The 16,589-nt window shown below is 45.4% G+C and carries 15 protein-coding genes, 1 pseudogene and 1 other annotated feature; of the genes and pseudogenes, 15 read left to right on the top strand and 1 reads right to left on the bottom strand.

Translation table 11 applies throughout. The annotated features are described in order from the left end of the window. Window positions 1-185, bottom strand: a pseudogene (locus tag ACFORF_RS11030) (helix-turn-helix domain-containing protein); the annotation flags it as partial. Between the two features lie 258 nt (window positions 186-443). On the opposite strand from ACFORF_RS11030, the gene ACFORF_RS11025 reads away from it, so the two are divergent. The 15 genes from ACFORF_RS11025 (at window position 444) to ACFORF_RS10955 (ending at window position 16,443) form a co-directional block, all read left to right on the top strand. Then, window positions 444-776 (top strand): putative quinol monooxygenase, encoded by a 333-nt coding sequence (locus tag ACFORF_RS11025; RefSeq protein ID WP_380428177.1) that lies wholly within the window; start codon window positions 444-446, stop codon window positions 774-776. 145 nt (window positions 777-921) lie between these two features. Beyond that, complete coding sequence (locus ACFORF_RS11020) at window positions 922-1,308, top strand: TIGR02328 family protein (RefSeq protein WP_380428175.1); 387 nt, start codon at window positions 922-924, stop codon at window positions 1,306-1,308. A gap of 135 nt (window positions 1,309-1,443) precedes the next feature. Beyond that, window positions 1,444-1,962 (top strand): adenine phosphoribosyltransferase, encoded by a 519-nt coding sequence (locus tag ACFORF_RS11015; RefSeq protein ID WP_380428173.1) that lies wholly within the window; start codon window positions 1,444-1,446, stop codon window positions 1,960-1,962. Window positions 1,963-2,089: 127 nt separating this feature from the next. Then, the gene (locus tag ACFORF_RS11010; protein WP_380428172.1) at window positions 2,090-3,034 is read left to right on the top strand and encodes a homoserine O-succinyltransferase; all 945 of its coding nucleotides are present in this window, start codon (window positions 2,090-2,092) and stop codon (window positions 3,032-3,034) included. An 8-nt stretch (window positions 3,035-3,042) separates the two neighbouring features. Next, window positions 3,043-3,720 carry a DnaD domain-containing protein gene (locus ACFORF_RS11005; protein WP_380428170.1) on the top strand — a complete coding sequence of 226 codons (678 nt, stop codon included), beginning with the start codon at window positions 3,043-3,045 and terminating at the stop codon, window positions 3,718-3,720. A 345-nt stretch (window positions 3,721-4,065) separates the two neighbouring features. Next, window positions 4,066-4,740, top strand: a complete 675-nt coding sequence (locus tag ACFORF_RS11000) for a tRNA (adenine(22)-N(1))-methyltransferase (RefSeq protein ID WP_380428168.1) — start codon at window positions 4,066-4,068, stop codon at window positions 4,738-4,740. Next, window positions 4,730-5,518 (top strand): Nif3-like dinuclear metal center hexameric protein, encoded by a 789-nt coding sequence (locus tag ACFORF_RS10995; protein WP_380428166.1) that lies wholly within the window; start codon window positions 4,730-4,732, stop codon window positions 5,516-5,518. Before ACFORF_RS11000 ends, ACFORF_RS10995 begins: the two co-directional genes overlap by 11 nt. Window positions 5,519-5,533: 15 nt before the next feature. Next, window positions 5,534-6,646, top strand: coding sequence for an NAD(P)/FAD-dependent oxidoreductase (locus ACFORF_RS10990; protein ID WP_380428232.1), 1,113 nt, complete (start codon window positions 5,534-5,536; stop codon window positions 6,644-6,646). A 56-nt stretch (window positions 6,647-6,702) separates the two neighbouring features. Next, entirely contained in the window at window positions 6,703-7,572 is an 870-nt protein-coding gene (gene rfbA / locus ACFORF_RS10985) for a glucose-1-phosphate thymidylyltransferase RfbA (protein WP_380428164.1), read from the top strand. After that, window positions 7,572-8,165 carry a dTDP-4-dehydrorhamnose 3,5-epimerase family protein gene (locus ACFORF_RS10980; protein WP_380428162.1) on the top strand — a complete coding sequence of 198 codons (594 nt, stop codon included), beginning with the start codon at window positions 7,572-7,574 and terminating at the stop codon, window positions 8,163-8,165. The genes rfbA and ACFORF_RS10980 overlap by 1 nt, the downstream gene beginning before the upstream one ends. 82 nt (window positions 8,166-8,247) lie before the next feature. After that, a complete protein-coding gene (gene rfbB, locus ACFORF_RS10975) occupies window positions 8,248-9,288 on the top strand; it encodes a dTDP-glucose 4,6-dehydratase (RefSeq protein ID WP_380428160.1) in 1,041 nt (346 codons plus the stop codon). 330 nt (window positions 9,289-9,618) lie between these two features. Further along, on the top strand, window positions 9,619-10,302 hold the full coding sequence (rnc, locus tag ACFORF_RS10970; protein ID WP_380428158.1) for a ribonuclease III: 684 nt from the start codon (window positions 9,619-9,621) through the stop codon (window positions 10,300-10,302). Window positions 10,303-10,312: 10 nt separating this feature from the next. Further along, on the top strand, window positions 10,313-13,852 hold the full coding sequence (gene smc, locus ACFORF_RS10965; RefSeq protein ID WP_380428156.1) for a chromosome segregation protein SMC: 3,540 nt from the start codon (window positions 10,313-10,315) through the stop codon (window positions 13,850-13,852). A 101-nt stretch (window positions 13,853-13,953) separates the two neighbouring features. Next, complete coding sequence (locus ACFORF_RS10960) at window positions 13,954-15,135, top strand: CapA family protein (RefSeq protein ID WP_380428154.1); 1,182 nt, start codon at window positions 13,954-13,956, stop codon at window positions 15,133-15,135. A 57-nt stretch (window positions 15,136-15,192) separates the two neighbouring features. Further along, a complete protein-coding gene (locus tag ACFORF_RS10955) occupies window positions 15,193-16,443 on the top strand; it encodes a chloride channel protein (RefSeq protein WP_380428152.1) in 1,251 nt (416 codons plus the stop codon). A 59-nt stretch (window positions 16,444-16,502) separates the two neighbouring features. Continuing rightward, window positions 16,503-16,577 (top strand) — a sequence feature (ribosomal protein L21 leader region). The last annotated feature ends 12 nt before the right edge of the window (window positions 16,578-16,589 follow it).

Genomic DNA, 16,589 nt, shown 5'->3' with positions numbered 1-16,589 from the left:
ACCCGTTTGACTTGCTTAACAGCCCCTCGTTTGATTTCACGAGAGATTGTCGATCGATTTCTACCTAAGTATCTCGCAATTTCTGCTGGTTTGAATCCTTAAGAGAGATAGGCTTGAATTTGCCCGCGTTCTGATTCTGATAGGTGCTGATAGGAGCGTTTTGTGCTAGAATGAGTATGGGACATGTTTGTTTTCCTTTATACTGTGGTTGGAGACTTTAGTATATCAGCTGAACATGTCTTTTCTGTTGCACTTCATTTTACAACGCGGGAAAAATAAATTATTTCAAAAATCATCATAAAAAAGAAAATAAAGAAACAATGGTTTTGAACTTGCTAAGATTGCATTCTTATTTTAAAATTAATTTGAGGAAAATTTTTGCTTTTATAAAAACTCTTTAAAACAATTCTACGCGAATGGCGTGGGGAAAGATGAGGAAACGGATGTCCATTACATTTTTACTGACCTATACTGGTAAGGCTGGGGCTGCCCAAGCTTTTGTTCAAGAGATGGAAAGTTCAGGGATCACGGCAGTTATCCGCAGTCGCGAAGGCAATCTCCGCTATGATTACTATGTGTCACATGCCGATTCAAACACGGTGCTCTTGGTTGATAGTTGGGCCAGCCAGGAGGCGCTGGATATCCATCATGCATCACCTGAGATGGAAAAGATTGTTGCCCTAAGAGAAAAGTATGACCTGCGCATGACAGCGGAACGCTTGGTGTCTGATGACGACAATTTTTCAGCCCATGATCGCTCCTTTATCAGGGATTAGTGTATCTTGGTTACTGAATTTTAGAATTTGAAAATATGTGGAAAATTATAGTTGATTAGCAAGTCTATTTTTAAATCTATTTAAGCCGACTTAGAGAGTAGTCTTAGCAATTTGGCAAACTATTTTGAGTAAAAGGAGCATTGTAATGCGATTATGGCATCAAGATTTAATTTCAATCCTGCCCCGTCAACAGTTATTGGCACAGCATAGGGAATGTGCGGCCTTGAGAGGAAATGGCTGGGGAAAAACTCACGCTACGGTTAATTATGTATTTTCATACTCTCCCTATCGCTTGTACCAGTATCATGTTTTAGTGATGGACGAGATGAAACGACGGGGCTATAAGCCGGATGAGGTCTGGTATGATGCGTCTTATCGTGGGAAAATAGCAGAGCCATATCCTCAATTTGAGATTTTATCTGATGACTCCCCCCTTTATCCAGAACACACTCGTCAATACCTGACAGAATGTCTGTACAATTTGAAGAAAAAGGGGATTGAGTTGGATATTCAATCAGCGGATGAGTTCTAGTTTTCATAGTACAATAGCGTTTGAATTCGTTTGACTTACAGCTCCGCCATTTACCAAAACTCAAAAACGTGCTATAATAGTCGGGGAAATAAGTGCTCAACGAGCAACAGGGCTTGCCCTTAGAAAGAATGACACATGGATTTAACACAGTATATTGCATCGATTGAAAACTACCCACAAGAAGGCATTACCTTCCGTGATATTAGCCCTTTGATGGCAGATGGCAAAGCTTATAGCTATGCGGTCCGTGAGATTGCTCAGTTTGCCTGCGACCATGATATCGACATGATTGTCGGTCCTGAAGCGCGTGGCTTTATTATCGGATGTCCTGTAGCCGTTGAATTGGGCATTGGTTTTGCACCGGTTCGTAAGCCAGGGAAACTTCCTCGCAAAGTCATCTCTGCTGACTATGAAAAAGAGTACGGTGTGGACACCTTGACCATGCATGCGGATGCCATCAAACCAGGGCAACGTGTTCTAATTGTTGATGACCTTTTAGCGACAGGTGGAACGGTTAAAGCAACGATTGAACTCATCGAAAAACTCGGTGGTGTTGTTGCTGGCTGTGCCTTTATCATTGAATTAGATGGCCTCAATGGACGTGAGGCTCTAGAAGGCTATGAATGCAAGGTTCTTATGAACTATCCTGGTTAAGTCATTAACTTGAATTTTCTATAGTTTTTAACTATAACTAGATAAAGAATTTTAATAATGGAAAACTATAGCTCTATGTTTTATAATATAAGGGAGACTTTGTATTTATAGAAATGGAGCTGTTTTCATGCCAATCAAACTTGATAAAAAATTACCAGCTGTCGATATTTTAAGATCCGAAAACATCTTCGTTATGGATGATGGCAGAGCGAGCACCCAGCGTGTTCGTCCGCTCAACATCTTGATTTTAAACCTCATGCCGACCAAGGAAGCGACGGAGACCCAACTCTTGCGTCTCTTGTCCAATACCCCACTCCAACTCAATGTTGACTTTCTCTACATGGAAAGCCACGAGTCCAAGAACACTCATCCAGAGCATCTGGAAAACTTCTACAAGACTTTTACTGATATCAAGGAGAAATTCTACGATGGGCTCATCATTACGGGTGCGCCTGTCGAGACCCTGCCTTTTGAAGAGGTAGACTACTGGTCTGAACTCTCTGAGGTTTTTGAGTGGAAGAAGAAGCATGTCTACTCGACCCTACATCTCTGTTGGGGAGCCCAGGCAGGCCTTTATTATCGCTACGGTGTGGACAAGGTTCTCCTGCCTTGTAAATTGTCAGGGATTTATCGGCAGGCTTCACAAGATTTGAACAATCCACTCTTGCGTGGCTTCGATGAAATCTTCTTGGCACCGCATTCGCGTTACACAGGTAACTTGGAGGAAGAGGTTCTGGCTCGGACTGACCTTGAAATTGTGGCCAAGGGTGAAGATGTTGGCTTGTCTATTCTAGCGACCAAGGACCTCCGTGAGGTCTATAGCTTCGGTCACTTGGAATACGATTGGGATACTCTGGATAAGGAGTATAATCGTGATGTCTTGGCTGGGAAAAATCCCGATATCCCAGTAAACTACTACGAAGATGACGATACGGCCAAGCAACCACGGATGCGTTGGAATTTGGCAGCGACGACCTTTTTTAGCAACTGGATTAACTATGCTGTTTATCAAGAAACCCCTTATCTTCTAGAAGATTTATCAACGGACCCGTCCTTTTACGGGTACCTTTAAGGAATGTTATGACATCGATTGAATCCTTTAAGTCAGGACACTCTGTCCTGCCAGCCAGTCTTTTCTTTCATTACAAGGACCTGTTTTCCTCAACGGATGATTTTTTGGTCTGGCAGTTTTTTCACCTGCAAAACACCACTAAAATCCAGGAACTAGCTCCTAGTCAAATTGCGGATGCTATCGGCAAGAGCGTCACGGAAGTGAATGCTATTATTGCCAATTTGACCAAGGCAGAGCTGCTGGAGGTTAAAACGATTGAGTTGGCTGGTGAGGTCGAGCTGATTTTTGATGCCGGTCCTGCCCTTGACAAGTTGGAGAAATTGTTGAGACCTCAGGTACAGGCAGTAGCATTACCATCACTTGAAGACTATGACATCAAGGACTTAGCCGCTGATTTTGAAAGGGAATTAGGCCGCCTGCTCAGTCCCTTTGAATTGGAAGACCTCCAGAAGACCCTAGAAGAAGGAACAGAACCTGATTTGGTTCGGGAGGCCCTCAAGGAGGCGGTCTTTAACGGCAAACGAAATTGGAAGTACATCCAAGCCATCTTGCGCAACTGGAATCGTGAAGGCATCACTAGCCTCCGTCAAGTTGAGGAGCGTAAGCGGGCTCGTGAAGAAGCCAATCCACAAAATGTTACTGTTTCTGATGATTTTCTGTCTGCCATGAATCTTTGGGCAGACTAAATAGACTATACTGGAGCCAATAGGCTCCTTTTTTATGTTTTGTCTTCAGGTCTGCCTATTTTCTCTCCCTAAAATATGGTATAATCAGATGGAGTTAGAGGCTCATACTCTTCCAAAATCAAAATTATACGTCGTTAGGTTTCCTTGCTTAACTCTAGTTATGTCTACGTTAACCTACCTTGTCTATTGAGATTTTGAGTGAGTAACAGGCAAAAAAATTTTGATACCCTCTCAAAATCAAAACCATACATCATAAGGTTTCCTTGCTTGGGACTCTTATGTCTGTATCAACCTATCTTGGCCTATTAGATTTTGAGTGAGTATGAATTAGAAAATGGAAATGATATGTTATCAAAACGTTTAGCGGCGGTAGCGGAGTTTATTCCTACAGGCAGTCGTCTTTTGGATGTGGGCTCAGACCATGCCTATTTGCCGATTGCCTTAGTGCAAAGTGGCCGGATTGATTTCGCAGTAGCTGGAGAAGTGGTTCAGGGTCCCTATGAATCAGCCCTGACCAATGTTGCCCAAGAGGGCTTGGATAATCAGATTAGAGTGAGATTGGCCAATGGCCTAGCTGCCTTAGAAGCATCTGATGGCATCACAGCCATTTCTATCTGTGGCATGGGTGGTCGTCTTATCGCGGAAATTTTGGACAAGGGCAGAGCTCAACTGGCAGGTGTTCAACGCCTCATCTTACAGCCCAACAACCGTGAGGATGACCTCAGACTCTGGCTGGCAACAAATAGCTTCACCATCGTGGCTGAAAGTATCCTGCAGGAAAATGACAAAATCTACGAAATCATTGTGGCTGAGCCAGGACAGATGGCACTAACTCCAGACCAAACACGATTTGGGGTCTACTTGCCTCAAGAAAGCTCTGCTATTTTTCAAGAAAAATGGAGCCGTGAGTTGGCCAAGTTGGACTATGCCTTGACTCAGGTTCCCCTCGAACATGAAGACCAGCGCCTGGTGCTCATCGATAAAATCAGTAAAATCAAGGAGATTTGCCATGCTAGCTAGAGACCTCATCGCCTCTTATGAGGCTTTTTGTCCACCAGGCTTATCAATGGAGGGTGACATTGTTGGCCTGCAAATTGGAACCTTGGATAAGGACGTCCAAACGGTTATGGTAGCCCTGGATGTCCGTGAAACAACAGTTGCGGAAGCCATTGCCAAAGGTGTAGATTTGCTGATTGTCAAGCATGCCCCAATTTTTAAGCCTCTCAAAAATCTAGTGGCGATCCCGCAAAATCAGATTTATCTGGACCTAATCAAGCACGATATTGCCGTCTATGTTAGCCATACCAACATTGATGTCCTCCAGGGGGGGCTAAATGACTGGTTCTGTGACCTGCTTGGGATCACAGATTGTCAGTTCCTTTCTGAGACGACAGAAGGCCAAGGTATTGGACGGATTGGCCGAGTTAAACCGATTACTTTTGAGGACCTAGCCTTAAAGGTCAAAAAGACTTTTTCTCTGGATAGCGTTCGTCTGATCAGCTACGGTCAGGATAATCCTCAGGTTACTCGAGTAGCTATCTGTGGCGGTTCCGGCCAGTCATTCTACAAGGATGCCTTGGCTCAGGGAGCACAGGTTTACATCACAGGCGACATATACTACCATACAGCCCAGGAGATGCTGACGGACGGACTTTTAGCCATCGATCCGGGCCATCATATCGAGGTTCTTTTTGTTAAGAAAATAGCAGAGCTTCTCAAGCAGTGGCAGGCTGAGCAAGATTGGTCCGTCATGGTTCTTGAGAGCTCAGCTCCAACAAACCCGTTTTACCATTTGTAAAAGGAGAAAAACGTGATGAAACAAGTAGCCATTATCGGTGCAGGAATTGTCGGCTCTACAGCAGCCTACTACCTGTCCCGCGAAGAAGATGTGCAGGTAACCGTTTTTGATGATGGAGAAGGCCAGGCAACCAAGGCTGCGGCTGGCATCATCAGTCCCTGGTTTTCGCGTCGCCGTAACAAGGCCTGGTATAAGATGGCCCGAATGGGAGCCGACTTCTACCAAAAATTAATTGGTGATTTGGCTGAAGACGGGCATGAGGTGGACTTCTATGACCAGTCTGGAGTGATTCTCATCAAGTCTCGCTTGGACTGGTTGGACGAACTTTACGAATTGGCTAAGGTCCGCAAGGAAGAATCTCCCCTGATTGGCGACTTGGAAATTTTATCCTATGAAGAAACCATCCAACGATATCCTGGATTAGAAGGTTTTGAAAAGGTCCTCTATGCCTCGGGTGCAGCCCGCGTAGAAGGTGCCCGCCTGACCAAGACGCTCTTAAAAGCTTCAGGAGCAGAGATTATTTGTGGAAGAGTTGGTTTTGAAAAAACTGCCGATGGTCGTTATCGCATTGGAGAGCGAGAATTTGATGCTCTGATTTTGGCCTGCGGTGCCTGGTTACCCTTAATTTTGAAGGATCATGGTTTGGATGTTTGGGTTCGCCCACAAAAAGGACAAATCAACGACTATCAGTTTGATCATCTGGAAACGGGCCTTTACCCAGTCATTATGCCTCACGGGGAAATTGATATTATTCCTTTTGGGAATGGGACAGTTTCAGTCGGAGCCAGCCATGAGAATGACAAGGGCTACGATTTGACGTTGGATCAGACTGTTCTGGACCGTCAAGAAGAGCGGGCTCTGCCATATTTCCCGCAACTTAAAGAAGCCAAGAATCGAACCCGTCGTGTCGGTATCCGAGCCTATACCCGTGACTTTTCTCCCTTCTTTGGAGAGGTACCGGGCTTGCCGAAAGTATATGCGGCGAGTGGCTTGGGCTCATCTGGCTTGACTATTGGTCCAATCACCGCCTATCAAATGGTGGACATGGTCATGGGACGCCAACCAGAATTAGAGCCAGTGGAGTTTGCCATAGAAAAGCATCTCCAAGTAGTTGTAGACGAAGCATGACAAACCGTCTTAAAAATGATATGATAAAATTAACTTTGTAACGGAAGGAATTTACCATGAAAGGTATTATTTTAGCGGGTGGGTCAGGAACTCGCCTTTACCCATTAACACGTGCTGCCTCTAAGCAGCTTATGCCAATTTATGACAAACCCATGATTTACTACCCATTGTCAACACTCATGTTGGCTGGGATCAAGGAAATCTTGATTATTTCAACACCACAAGACCTGCCTCGTTTTGAGGACATGTTGGGTGACGGTTCTGAACTCGGTATTTCACTCTCTTATGCGGTTCAACCAAGTCCAGACGGATTAGCGCAGGCCTTCATTATTGGCGAAGACTTTATTGGTGATGATAGTGTCTGCTTGATTTTGGGTGACAACATCTATCACGGGAATGGCCTGACCAAGATGCTCCAACGCGCGGCTGCTAAGGACAAGGGTGCAACCGTCTTTGGTTACCAAGTCAAGGACCCGGACCGCTTTGGTGTCGTTGAATTTGACGAAAACATGAACGCTATTTCTATCGAAGAAAAACCAGAACAGCCAAAATCAAACTACGCTGTGACTGGTCTTTACTTCTATGACAACGACGTCGTTGAAATTGCTAAAAACATCAAACCAAGCCCTCGTGGTGAACTTGAAATTACAGACGTCAACAAGGCTTACTTGGACCGCGGTGATTTGTCTGTTGAGCTTATGGGTCGAGGTTTTGCCTGGCTCGATACAGGAACCCATGAAAGTCTTCTTGAGGCTGCTCAGTACATCGAGACGGTTCAACGTTTGCAAAACGTACAAGTGGCTAACCTTGAGGAAATTGCCTACCGCATGGGCTATATTACCAAAGAACAAGTCCATGAACTGGCGCAACCACTCAAGAAAAATGAATACGGACAATACTTGCTCCGCTTGATTGGAGAGGCCTAATGACAGAACAATTTTTTGATAAAGAATTAGTAGCTCGTGAAATTTCCCAAATTCCAGGCATGCTGGAGTTTGACATCCCCGTTCGTGGCGACAACCGTGGCTGGTTCAAGGAAAATTTCCAAAAGGAAAAAATGGTGCCGCTTGGCTTCCCAGAAAGCTTCTTTGCGGAAGGTAAATTACAAAACAATGTGTCTTTCTCACGCAAGAACGTTCTTCGTGGTCTCCATGCAGAGCCTTGGGACAAGTACATCTCAGTTGCGGATGGCGGCAAAGTTCTTGGTTCTTGGGTAGACCTTCGTGAGGGGGAAACCTTTGGGAACACCTACCAAACTGTAATTGACGCTTCAAAAGGGATTTTCGTACCTCGCGGTGTTGCCAACGGCTTCCAAGTCTTGTCGGATACGGTAGCCTACAGCTACTTGGTCAACGATTACTGGGCCTTGGAACTCAAACCAAAATATGCCTTTGTCAACTACGCGGATCCAACGCTTGGTATCCAGTGGGAAAACCTGGCAGAAGCAGAAGTCTCAGAAGCAGACAAAAACCACCCACTCCTCAAAGACGTCAAACCTTTGAAGAAGGAAGATTTGTAAAAAGGCGAGCGAAGCGAGCCTCAATGAGATAGTTTGCATCACTTGAGGAAACTTTCAGAAAAAATTTCGGAGAAAACAGACAATGTATAAAAACATCATCGTCACAGGTGGTGCCGGCTTTATCGGTTCCAACTTTGTGCACTACGTTTATAACAACCATCCAGACGTTCACGTAACGGTTTTGGATAAATTGACTTACGCAGGGAACAAGGAAAATATTGCATCTATCCTTGGTGACCGCGTCGAATTGGTCGTTGGCGACATCGCTGACGCAGCCTTAGTGGACCAATTGGCAGCCAAAGCAGATGCCATCGTTCACTACGCGGCAGAAAGCCACAACGACAACTCTTTGAACGACCCATCACCATTTATCCATACCAACTTCATCGGTACCTACACACTCTTGGAAGCAGCGCGTAAATACGACATTCGTTTCCACCACGTGTCAACCGACGAAGTTTATGGCGACCTTCCATTGCGTGAAGACTTGCCAGGTCATGGTGAAGGTCCAGGTGAGAAATTCACTGCGGAAACCAAGTACAACCCATCATCACCTTACTCTTCAACCAAGGCAGCATCTGACTTGATCGTGAAGGCTTGGGTGCGTTCATTTGGTGTCAAAGCGACCATTTCTAACTGTTCAAACAACTACGGTCCTTACCAACACATCGAGAAATTTATCCCACGCCAAATCACCAACATCTTGGCTGGTATCAAACCAAAACTCTACGGAGAAGGTAAGAACGTTCGCGACTGGATCCACACCAACGACCATTCATCAGGTGTATGGACGATTTTGACCAAAGGACAAATCGGTGAAACTTACCTGATCGGTGCTGATGGTGAGAAGAACAACAAGGAAGTTCTTGAACTCATCCTTGAGAAAATGGGGCAACCAGCAGATGCTTACGACCACGTAACAGACCGTGCAGGACATGACCTTCGTTATGCGATTGACGCTAGCAAGCTCCGGAATGAGCTTGGTTGGACGCCAGAGTTTACCAACTTTGAAGCAGGTCTCGAAGAAACCATCAAGTGGTACACGGACAACCAAGACTGGTGGAAGGCTGAAAAAGAAGCCGTTGAAGCCAACTATGCGAAGACGCAAGAAGTCATTAAATAAGCTGAAAATCATCTGAGTAGGATCTCAGATGATTTTTTTGGCTCAGAGTGCAAGCAATGGCACACGTCAAACGCATGAAAGAATTTTAGCAAGAAAATAAAGCTTTCTGTATTTCAACGTTCAGGAATTTCACAATAATACTTTTATATTTTCTAATTTCTCTATAGGCAAACCGTTGAAATTGCCTACTTCAAACTGTACCATAGTTCGGAAATAGCTGTTTCATGCGTTTGGCGTGGCAATGGCAGAAATCCCAAGCCTTTTCTACTATTTTCTGCTATAATAAAAAAGTTAGGGATTTTTATTTCTAAATACTTAAAGGAGAAGATTATGCAAGCATTAGAAGCAAAATTGCAGGCTGATTATGGGATTGTCTTTACTGATAAGACTTTACTGGAGACAGCTTTTACCCATACCAGCTATGCCAACGAACACCGTGTCCTAAAAATTTCACATAACGAGCGTTTGGAATTCTTAGGAGACGCAGTTCTTCAATTGATCATTTCTCAATATCTTTATACCAAGTATCCCCAGAAGCCTGAAGGGGACTTGTCTAAGATGCGATCTATGATGGTTCGTGAGGAATCGCTGGCTTCCTTTTCAAAATTGCTGGAATTTGACCGCTATATTAAGCTGGGACGTGGCGAGGAGAAAACTGGCGGTCGTGAGCGGGCAACGATTTTGGGTGATCTTTTTGAGGCCTTCCTCGGTGCTCTGCTATTGGACGCAGGTGTCCAGGCAGTTGAAACCTTTATCCATCAGGTTATGATTCCAGAGATTGAAAAAGGGAATTACCAGCAGGTCAAGGACTATAAGACGACGCTTCAGGAGCGCTTGCAGGTTAATGGCTCGGTTGCTATCGCCTATCAAGTGACCGACGAAATTGGGCCAGCCCATGATAGGGTCTTTGAAGTTGTTGTTACTGTTGATGGGCAAGAGGTTGCGACGGGGCGTGGACGTTCTAAGAAAATAGCAGAGCAGGAAGCTGCCAAGACGGCCCTGAACCAGCTGTGATGAGGTAGACATGTATTTAAAAGCAATTGAAATGCAGGGCTTTAAGTCCTTTGCGGACAAGACCAAGGTGACCTTTGGCCAGGGAGTAACTGCAGTCGTTGGTCCTAATGGTTCGGGTAAGAGTAACATTACGGAGAGCCTTCGCTGGGCCCTGGGAGAATCTTCTGCCAAGAGCCTGCGTGGCGGTAAGATGCCGGATATTATTTTTGCAGGAACAGAGAGTCGGAAGGCACTTAACTTTGCTCAGGTAAGCGTTGTTCTGGACAATAGTGATGGTTTTATCGGTGACCGTGCCAAGGAAATCCGTGTGGAGCGGCACATCTATCGCAATGGCGACAGTGATTACCTTATTGATGGGAAAAAGGTCCGTCTACGTGATATTCATGACCTCTTTATGGATACAGGTCTGGGACGGGATTCCTTCTCCATCATTTCTCAGGGGCGTGTAGAGTCGATTTTCAACTCTAAACCTGAAGAACGTCGGACTATTTTCGAGGAAGCAGCTGGGGTTCTCAAGTACAAGACTCGGAAGAAAGAGACTGAGAGTAAACTCAACCAGACCCAGGATAATCTTGATCGCCTTGAGGATATCATCTATGAGCTCGATAATCAGGTTAAGCCCTTGGAAAAGCAAGCTCGTACCGCTAAGGAGTTCTTGGTTTTGGAGGAAGAGCGGAGCCAACTTCACCTGTCTATCCTGATTGAGGATATCGCCCTTTATCAGGCTGAGTTGGCCAATAAGGAAGCTGAGTTGGCGACTGCCCAGGCTGACCTGAAAGCCTACTATATCAAGCGGGACCAACTTGAGGCGGAGAACCAAAGCCTAAAAACCAAGCGACATCGTTTATCAGAGGAAGTAGCAGAGCAACAGGCCAATCTAGTAGACCTTGCTCGACTCATTGGAGAGTATCAGAGACAGATTGATGTTATCCGCCTGGAGAAAAATCAGTCAGCTGAAAAACAAGCGGACCGCGAAAGTCGCTTGGCAGCCCTACAATCTCAAATCAATGAAACTCAGATTAAAAAAGATGAGTTAGAACAAGGGATGCAAGAGCGTCAAGCAGATCTGGCCCAAGTCCAAGCCGACCTGCAAACCCTGCAAGGTGAACGTGCCAAATACGAAGGTAATCCGGATGAGCTAATTGAGCGTCTACGAGATGACTTTGTTCAGCTCATGCAGGAGGAGGCCGACCTCTCCAATGCCTTGACGACTGTTGAAGCCGAGCTGGATAGCCAGAAGCAGGCTGATGCTAGCAAGTTGGCTGAATTGGCCCAGTTGGAGACAGATTTAGCTGATACTAAGAGTCAGTTGGCAGCTGCTCAAGAATCTTGGGAGGTAGCCCAGGCTCATGTTGCAGAGCTTTTGAAAACCTATCAGACTTTGGCGCAAGCTGTTAAGGAGCAGGAAGAGGCTTATCAGTCTCAACAGCAGGCTCTCTTTGCGACTTTGGATCAGATTAAAAACAAGGAGGCTCGTCAGAACAGTCTTGAGGCCATTCAAAAGAACCATAGCCAGTTTTATGCTGGGGTTAAGGCTGTCCTGCAGGAATCCAGTAAGCTGGGCGGTATTATCGGTGCCGTCAGTGAACATTTGACATTTGATACCGATTATCAGACCGCGCTTGAAATTGCTCTTGGTGGCAGTGCTCAGCACATCATCGTTGAAGATGAGGCCGCAGCTAAGAGGTCCATTGATTTCCTTAAGCGGACACGGCAGGGTCGGGCGACTTTTCTGCCTCTGACAACCATCCGTCCACGGGAGCTTAATGGAGGGCACTATCAGACCCTATCTCAGGCTCCTGGATTTAAAGGGATGGCCAGTCAGCTGGTGACTTTTGATGAACGCTTGTCATCAATTTTCCAAAACTTATTGGGATTAACGGCTATCTTTGCGACAGTCGAAGAGGCTAACCAGGCAGCGCGTGCGGTCCGTTATCAGGTTCGAATCGTCACACTTGATGGGACTGAAATCCGTCCTGGCGGTTCCTTCTCAGGTGGTGCCAGTCGCCACAATAATACGACCTTTATCAAGCCTGAATTAGATGCTTTGATTGGAGAAATAGCAGAGCTAAGAGCGACCTTGACTGCTCAAGAAAAAGAGGTGGAGACCAGCCGAAGTACCCTCAAAGCCAAGCAGGCAGAGCTTGAGGACCTGCAAAAAACAGGTGAAGCTGCCCGCCTGCAGGAGCAAAAAGAACACCTCTCCCTCCAGCAAATTCAACAACGTCTGGATGATTTAACCCAGATTTATCAAGGTTTAACGGGAACTGGACAGGTAGAGATTGGTGAGGACCTACAGGCACGTCAAGGTCAACTGAAAGCCAAACTAACAGAAATTGCTGACCAAAAGCAAGACTTAAATGCTCAAATCCAAAAAATCCGTGAGGATAAGGATGCCATTGCCGAGCGCTTGAACTCCCTCAATCAAGCACTGACAGATGCAGGTCTTAAAGAGAGAGAACTCCAAGGTGAACTACGCTTTGCCCAAGCCGACTACAAACGTTTAAGCAGTGAGTTGGACCAGTTGCAGCGTGATCAAGAAGCCTTGCAAACCCTTATGACATCCACTCATGAAGCCTTGGATCAAGACAAATTACCAGAGTTAGAAGGACAGTTGAAAACTGCCAAAGAGCAGCAAAATCAGGCTCAAACAGCACTTGTTCGTCTAAAATTTGAATTGGAAGATTGTGAGGCTGGTCTTGAAGATATCGCTGAGCAATTAACCAAGGCCAGTCAGCAAAATGAAGGGCTGATTCGTCAGCAAACGCAATTAGAGGCGCAAATTCAGACAGTCTCTGATAAGTTACTTGGTTTTGCCCGCCAATTGGCTGAGGATTATCAATTATCCTTTGATGAGGCCAAAGCGCAAGCCCAGCATATAGAAAGCCTTGATCAGGCCCGTCAGACCCTAAAAGATTTACAGCGTCAAATCAAGGCCTTAGGACCGGTCAATATCGATGCTATTGCCCAGTATGACGAAGTTGCGGACCGTCTCACCTTCCTCTCTGGTCAGCGTGAGGATTTGGTCCATGCCAAAAACCTTCTTATGGAGACCATCACTGAGATGGATGACGAAGTCAAGGCTCGCTTTAAGGCCAGTTTTGAAGCCATTCGTGAGTCCTTTAAGCAAACCTTTAAGCAGATGTTTGGAGGCGGGTCAGCCGACCTTATCCTAACAGAATCAGATCTCTTATCAGCTGGAGTTGAGATTTCTGTGCAACCTCCGGGCAAGAAAATCCAATCGCTCAACCTGATGTCAGGTGGGGAGAAGGCCCTCTCGGCCCTGGCTCTGCTATTTGCCATTATCCGTGTCAAAACTATTCCCTTTGTTATCCTTGACGAGGTGGAAGCGGCCCTGGATGAGGCCAATGTCAAGCGCTTTGGGGACTACCTCAATCGATTTGACAAGTCCAGCCAGTTTATCGTGGTCACTCACCGTAAGGGAACCATGGCGGCAGCAGATAGCATTTATGGTGTGACCATGCAGGAATCGGGCGTCTCCAAGGTCGTCTCGGTAAAACTCAAGGAAGCTGGTCAATTACTAGATTAATCAAATTGGAGTTCCAAGCTCGTTTAGTCTGGACTCCTTTTTAATTTCTCTTGAAAAGGCTGTCCCAGCCATGATATAATGGGTTCAATAAGGAGATAGCTATGAAAAAGGTTTTGTACAGTTTAATAGCAGCAACAGTTTTATTAGCAGGAATTTTGGTTTATGGCTTTGTCCATGATTATTTAACCTATCGTCCCACTAAAGCTATTCAGTCGTCGACTCAAACTGGAACGACAAGTGCAAGGATAGTTGCTAATGGAGATATTTTGCTTCATGATATTTTGTACTGGTCAGCCAAGCAAGAAGACGGTACCTATGATTTTGGACCCTATTTTGAATATGTTCAAGATTGGGTTGGTCAAGCAGATTTAGCTATTGGAGATTTTGAAGGTACCATTAGTTCCGAATATCCCTTATCTGGTTATCCAATCTTCAATGCACCTGCAGAAATTGCAACTAATCTTAAGGACTTGGGGTACGATGTCATGGACTTGGCCCATAATCATATCCTGGATTCTGGGCTTTCGGGTGCTCAAAACACTGTTTCTACCTTTGAAAATCTTGGAATTTCCACTATTGGAGTGGCAAAGCAGAGCAGGGATACTGACGATATCCTCATCAAAGAAGTCAATGGGATTAAAATTGCCATCCTAGGCTATGCCTACGGTTATAATGGCATGGAGTCTAATTTAACCGCTGAAGAATATAGCCAGTATCTCTATGACCTTGACGAGACCAAGATGCAGGCAGAGCTGGTGAGAGCCGAAGAAGTTGCAGATGTGACAATCGTTATGCCGCAAATGGGCGTCGAATATCAACTAGAACCAACTGAAGAGCAAGTTACGCTCTATCACAAGATGATTGAATGGGGAGCAGATGTCGTCCTTGGAGGGCATCCGCACGTCGCTGAGCCATCAGAAATCGTTGAAAAAGATGGTCAGAGAAAACTCATCATCTATTCCATGGGGAACTTCATTTCCAATCAGCGTTTAGAGACGGTCGATAATATCTGGACAGAACGTGGCCTTCTTATGGACATTACCTTTGAAAAAAATGGAGACATGACGGTTATCAGCCAAGCCAAGGCCCATCCGACACAAGTTATTGCTTGGGGTAAAGGAGTCTATGGCGAAGAAGGGTATGAGTATTTAAACTATCGTGTTATGGTTTTGGAAGACTTTATTGAGGGTGGGAAATACCGTCAGCTGATTGACGATGACATGAAGACTAAAGTGGATACCGCCTATCAAGAAATGACCGAATTTATTCACCTTAACTGGTAATTTGTGACGAGGCTGGGTCAACACTACCCAGCTTCTCTATTTTAGAAACTAAATCTCATGAACATATCTTTACGAAGCGAAATTAAACAAGGTCTAAAGCAATTTGTGCTAGTTAGCCTTTGTAGTATACTTACTGGTCTAGTTGTAGGAGTGATAACTGCGATCTTTGGTCGTGGTCTTCTTTGGATTGGGGCATTTCGCTCGGCTCATTTCTATATTCTAATCCCTTTTTTAGCATTAGCAGGGCTGGCAATTGTTTATGCTTATCAGCATTGGGCAGGTGAGGCTAGTAAGGGGATGGGGCTAGTTTTTGATATGGGACATGGCAGAGCAGACAAGATTCCTCTTCGTCTCATTCCTTTGGTAACGGCGACGACTTGGTTGACCCATCTCTTTGGGGGCTCCGCTGGGCGGGAAGGGGTAGCGGTTCAGATTGGGGCGACAGTGGGCCATGCCATGTCCCGTTTTGTGGATTTTCCAAATAAATCTCGGCTTTTTCTTGTCATGGGCATGGCAGCTGGTTTTGGTGGACTCTTTCAGACTCCGTTTGCAGCGGTCTTGTTTGCCTTGGAGGTCTTAATTGTTGGGAGTCTTCAAATTGAAGCCCTATGGGCGGCGACTCTTGCTGGCCTTATTTCCAGTCAAACTTCCCATGCCTTGGGACTTGAAAAATTTACCTTTCCAGTTACGGTTGACCTTTCATTAGACATGTTCACGACCCTAAAATTAGCAGGATTGGGCATCTGTTTTGGTCTCGCAGGACATCTATTTGCCTGGTTGTTACACTGGGGTAAAGGTCGAGTAGCAGTCCTTGTACCCAATCCCTATAAAAGAATTTTTGTTGGAGGTATCGCCTTGAGCCTCTTATTGATTCTGCTTCAACAGGGACGTTATAGTGGCTTAGGAACAAATCTAATTGAAGCAAGTTTAGCAGGTCAGTCGATTTTTACTTACGATTGGCTGCTAAAAATATTCTTAACTGTTTTGACCCTGTCTCTCGGTTTTCAAGGTGGTGAAGTGACACCGCTCTTTGCCATTGGGGCTAGTTTAGGGGCAATCTTAGCGGTTTGGTTTGGTCTGCCAGTTGCACTGGTAGCAGCACTTGGCTATGCCTGTGTTTTTGGCTCAGCGACTAACACTTTCCTGGCACCGATTTTGATTGGGGGAGAGGTCTTTGGCTATGCCAACATCCCTTACTTTTTTGTAGCTATGGCCTTTGCCTATCTGGTCAAACCTAAAACCTCCATCTACAGTGGACAAGAAAAAAGAACAGTCCCAATTATCCCCTCATGTTTTCCCAAAAAATAAATAAAAATTGTTGAAATACAGGGATTCCTGTGGTAAAATTGTATAGTTGACTAAATGCACATCCTGTGCAACCGCACGACTAGCGTCTCAAGTAGTAGTCATACTCACGCTACAAGGCGAGTCTTCACAGAGGGAAATCCTCAGAA

The sequence above is a fragment of the Streptococcus caprae genome, assembly GCF_042649745.1.
GTDB lineage: Bacteria > Bacillota > Bacilli > Lactobacillales > Streptococcaceae > Streptococcus > Streptococcus caprae.
Note: the sequence above shows the minus strand (reverse complement) of the source record. Positions and strands in the feature narration are given on the sequence as shown.

Bases quoted from the DNA above. Each gene is read 5' to 3' on its own strand.
- ACFORF_RS11000 (WP_380428168.1), top strand. From the start codon at position 4,066: ATGTTATCAAAACGTTTAGCGGCGGTAGCGGAGTTTATTCCTACAGGC.
- ACFORF_RS11025 (WP_380428177.1), top strand. From the start codon at position 444: ATGTCCATTACATTTTTACTGACCTATACTGGTAAGGCTGGGGCTGCC.
- ACFORF_RS11010 (WP_380428172.1), top strand. From the start codon at position 2,090: ATGCCAATCAAACTTGATAAAAAATTACCAGCTGTCGATATTTTAAGA.
- ACFORF_RS10955 (WP_380428152.1), top strand. From the start codon at position 15,193: ATGAACATATCTTTACGAAGCGAAATTAAACAAGGTCTAAAGCAATTT.
- ACFORF_RS10990 (WP_380428232.1), top strand. From the start codon at position 5,534: ATGAAACAAGTAGCCATTATCGGTGCAGGAATTGTCGGCTCTACAGCA.
- ACFORF_RS10960 (WP_380428154.1), top strand. From the start codon at position 13,954: ATGAAAAAGGTTTTGTACAGTTTAATAGCAGCAACAGTTTTATTAGCA.
- rfbA (WP_380428164.1), top strand. From the start codon at position 6,703: ATGAAAGGTATTATTTTAGCGGGTGGGTCAGGAACTCGCCTTTACCCA.
- smc (WP_380428156.1), top strand. From the start codon at position 10,313: ATGTATTTAAAAGCAATTGAAATGCAGGGCTTTAAGTCCTTTGCGGAC.
- rnc (WP_380428158.1), top strand. From the start codon at position 9,619: ATGCAAGCATTAGAAGCAAAATTGCAGGCTGATTATGGGATTGTCTTT.
- ACFORF_RS10995 (WP_380428166.1), top strand. From the start codon at position 4,730: ATGCTAGCTAGAGACCTCATCGCCTCTTATGAGGCTTTTTGTCCACCA.
- ACFORF_RS10980 (WP_380428162.1), top strand. From the start codon at position 7,572: ATGACAGAACAATTTTTTGATAAAGAATTAGTAGCTCGTGAAATTTCC.
- ACFORF_RS11005 (WP_380428170.1), top strand. From the start codon at position 3,043: ATGACATCGATTGAATCCTTTAAGTCAGGACACTCTGTCCTGCCAGCC.
- ACFORF_RS11020 (WP_380428175.1), top strand. From the start codon at position 922: ATGCGATTATGGCATCAAGATTTAATTTCAATCCTGCCCCGTCAACAG.
- rfbB (WP_380428160.1), top strand. From the start codon at position 8,248: ATGTATAAAAACATCATCGTCACAGGTGGTGCCGGCTTTATCGGTTCC.
- ACFORF_RS11015 (WP_380428173.1), top strand. From the start codon at position 1,444: ATGGATTTAACACAGTATATTGCATCGATTGAAAACTACCCACAAGAA.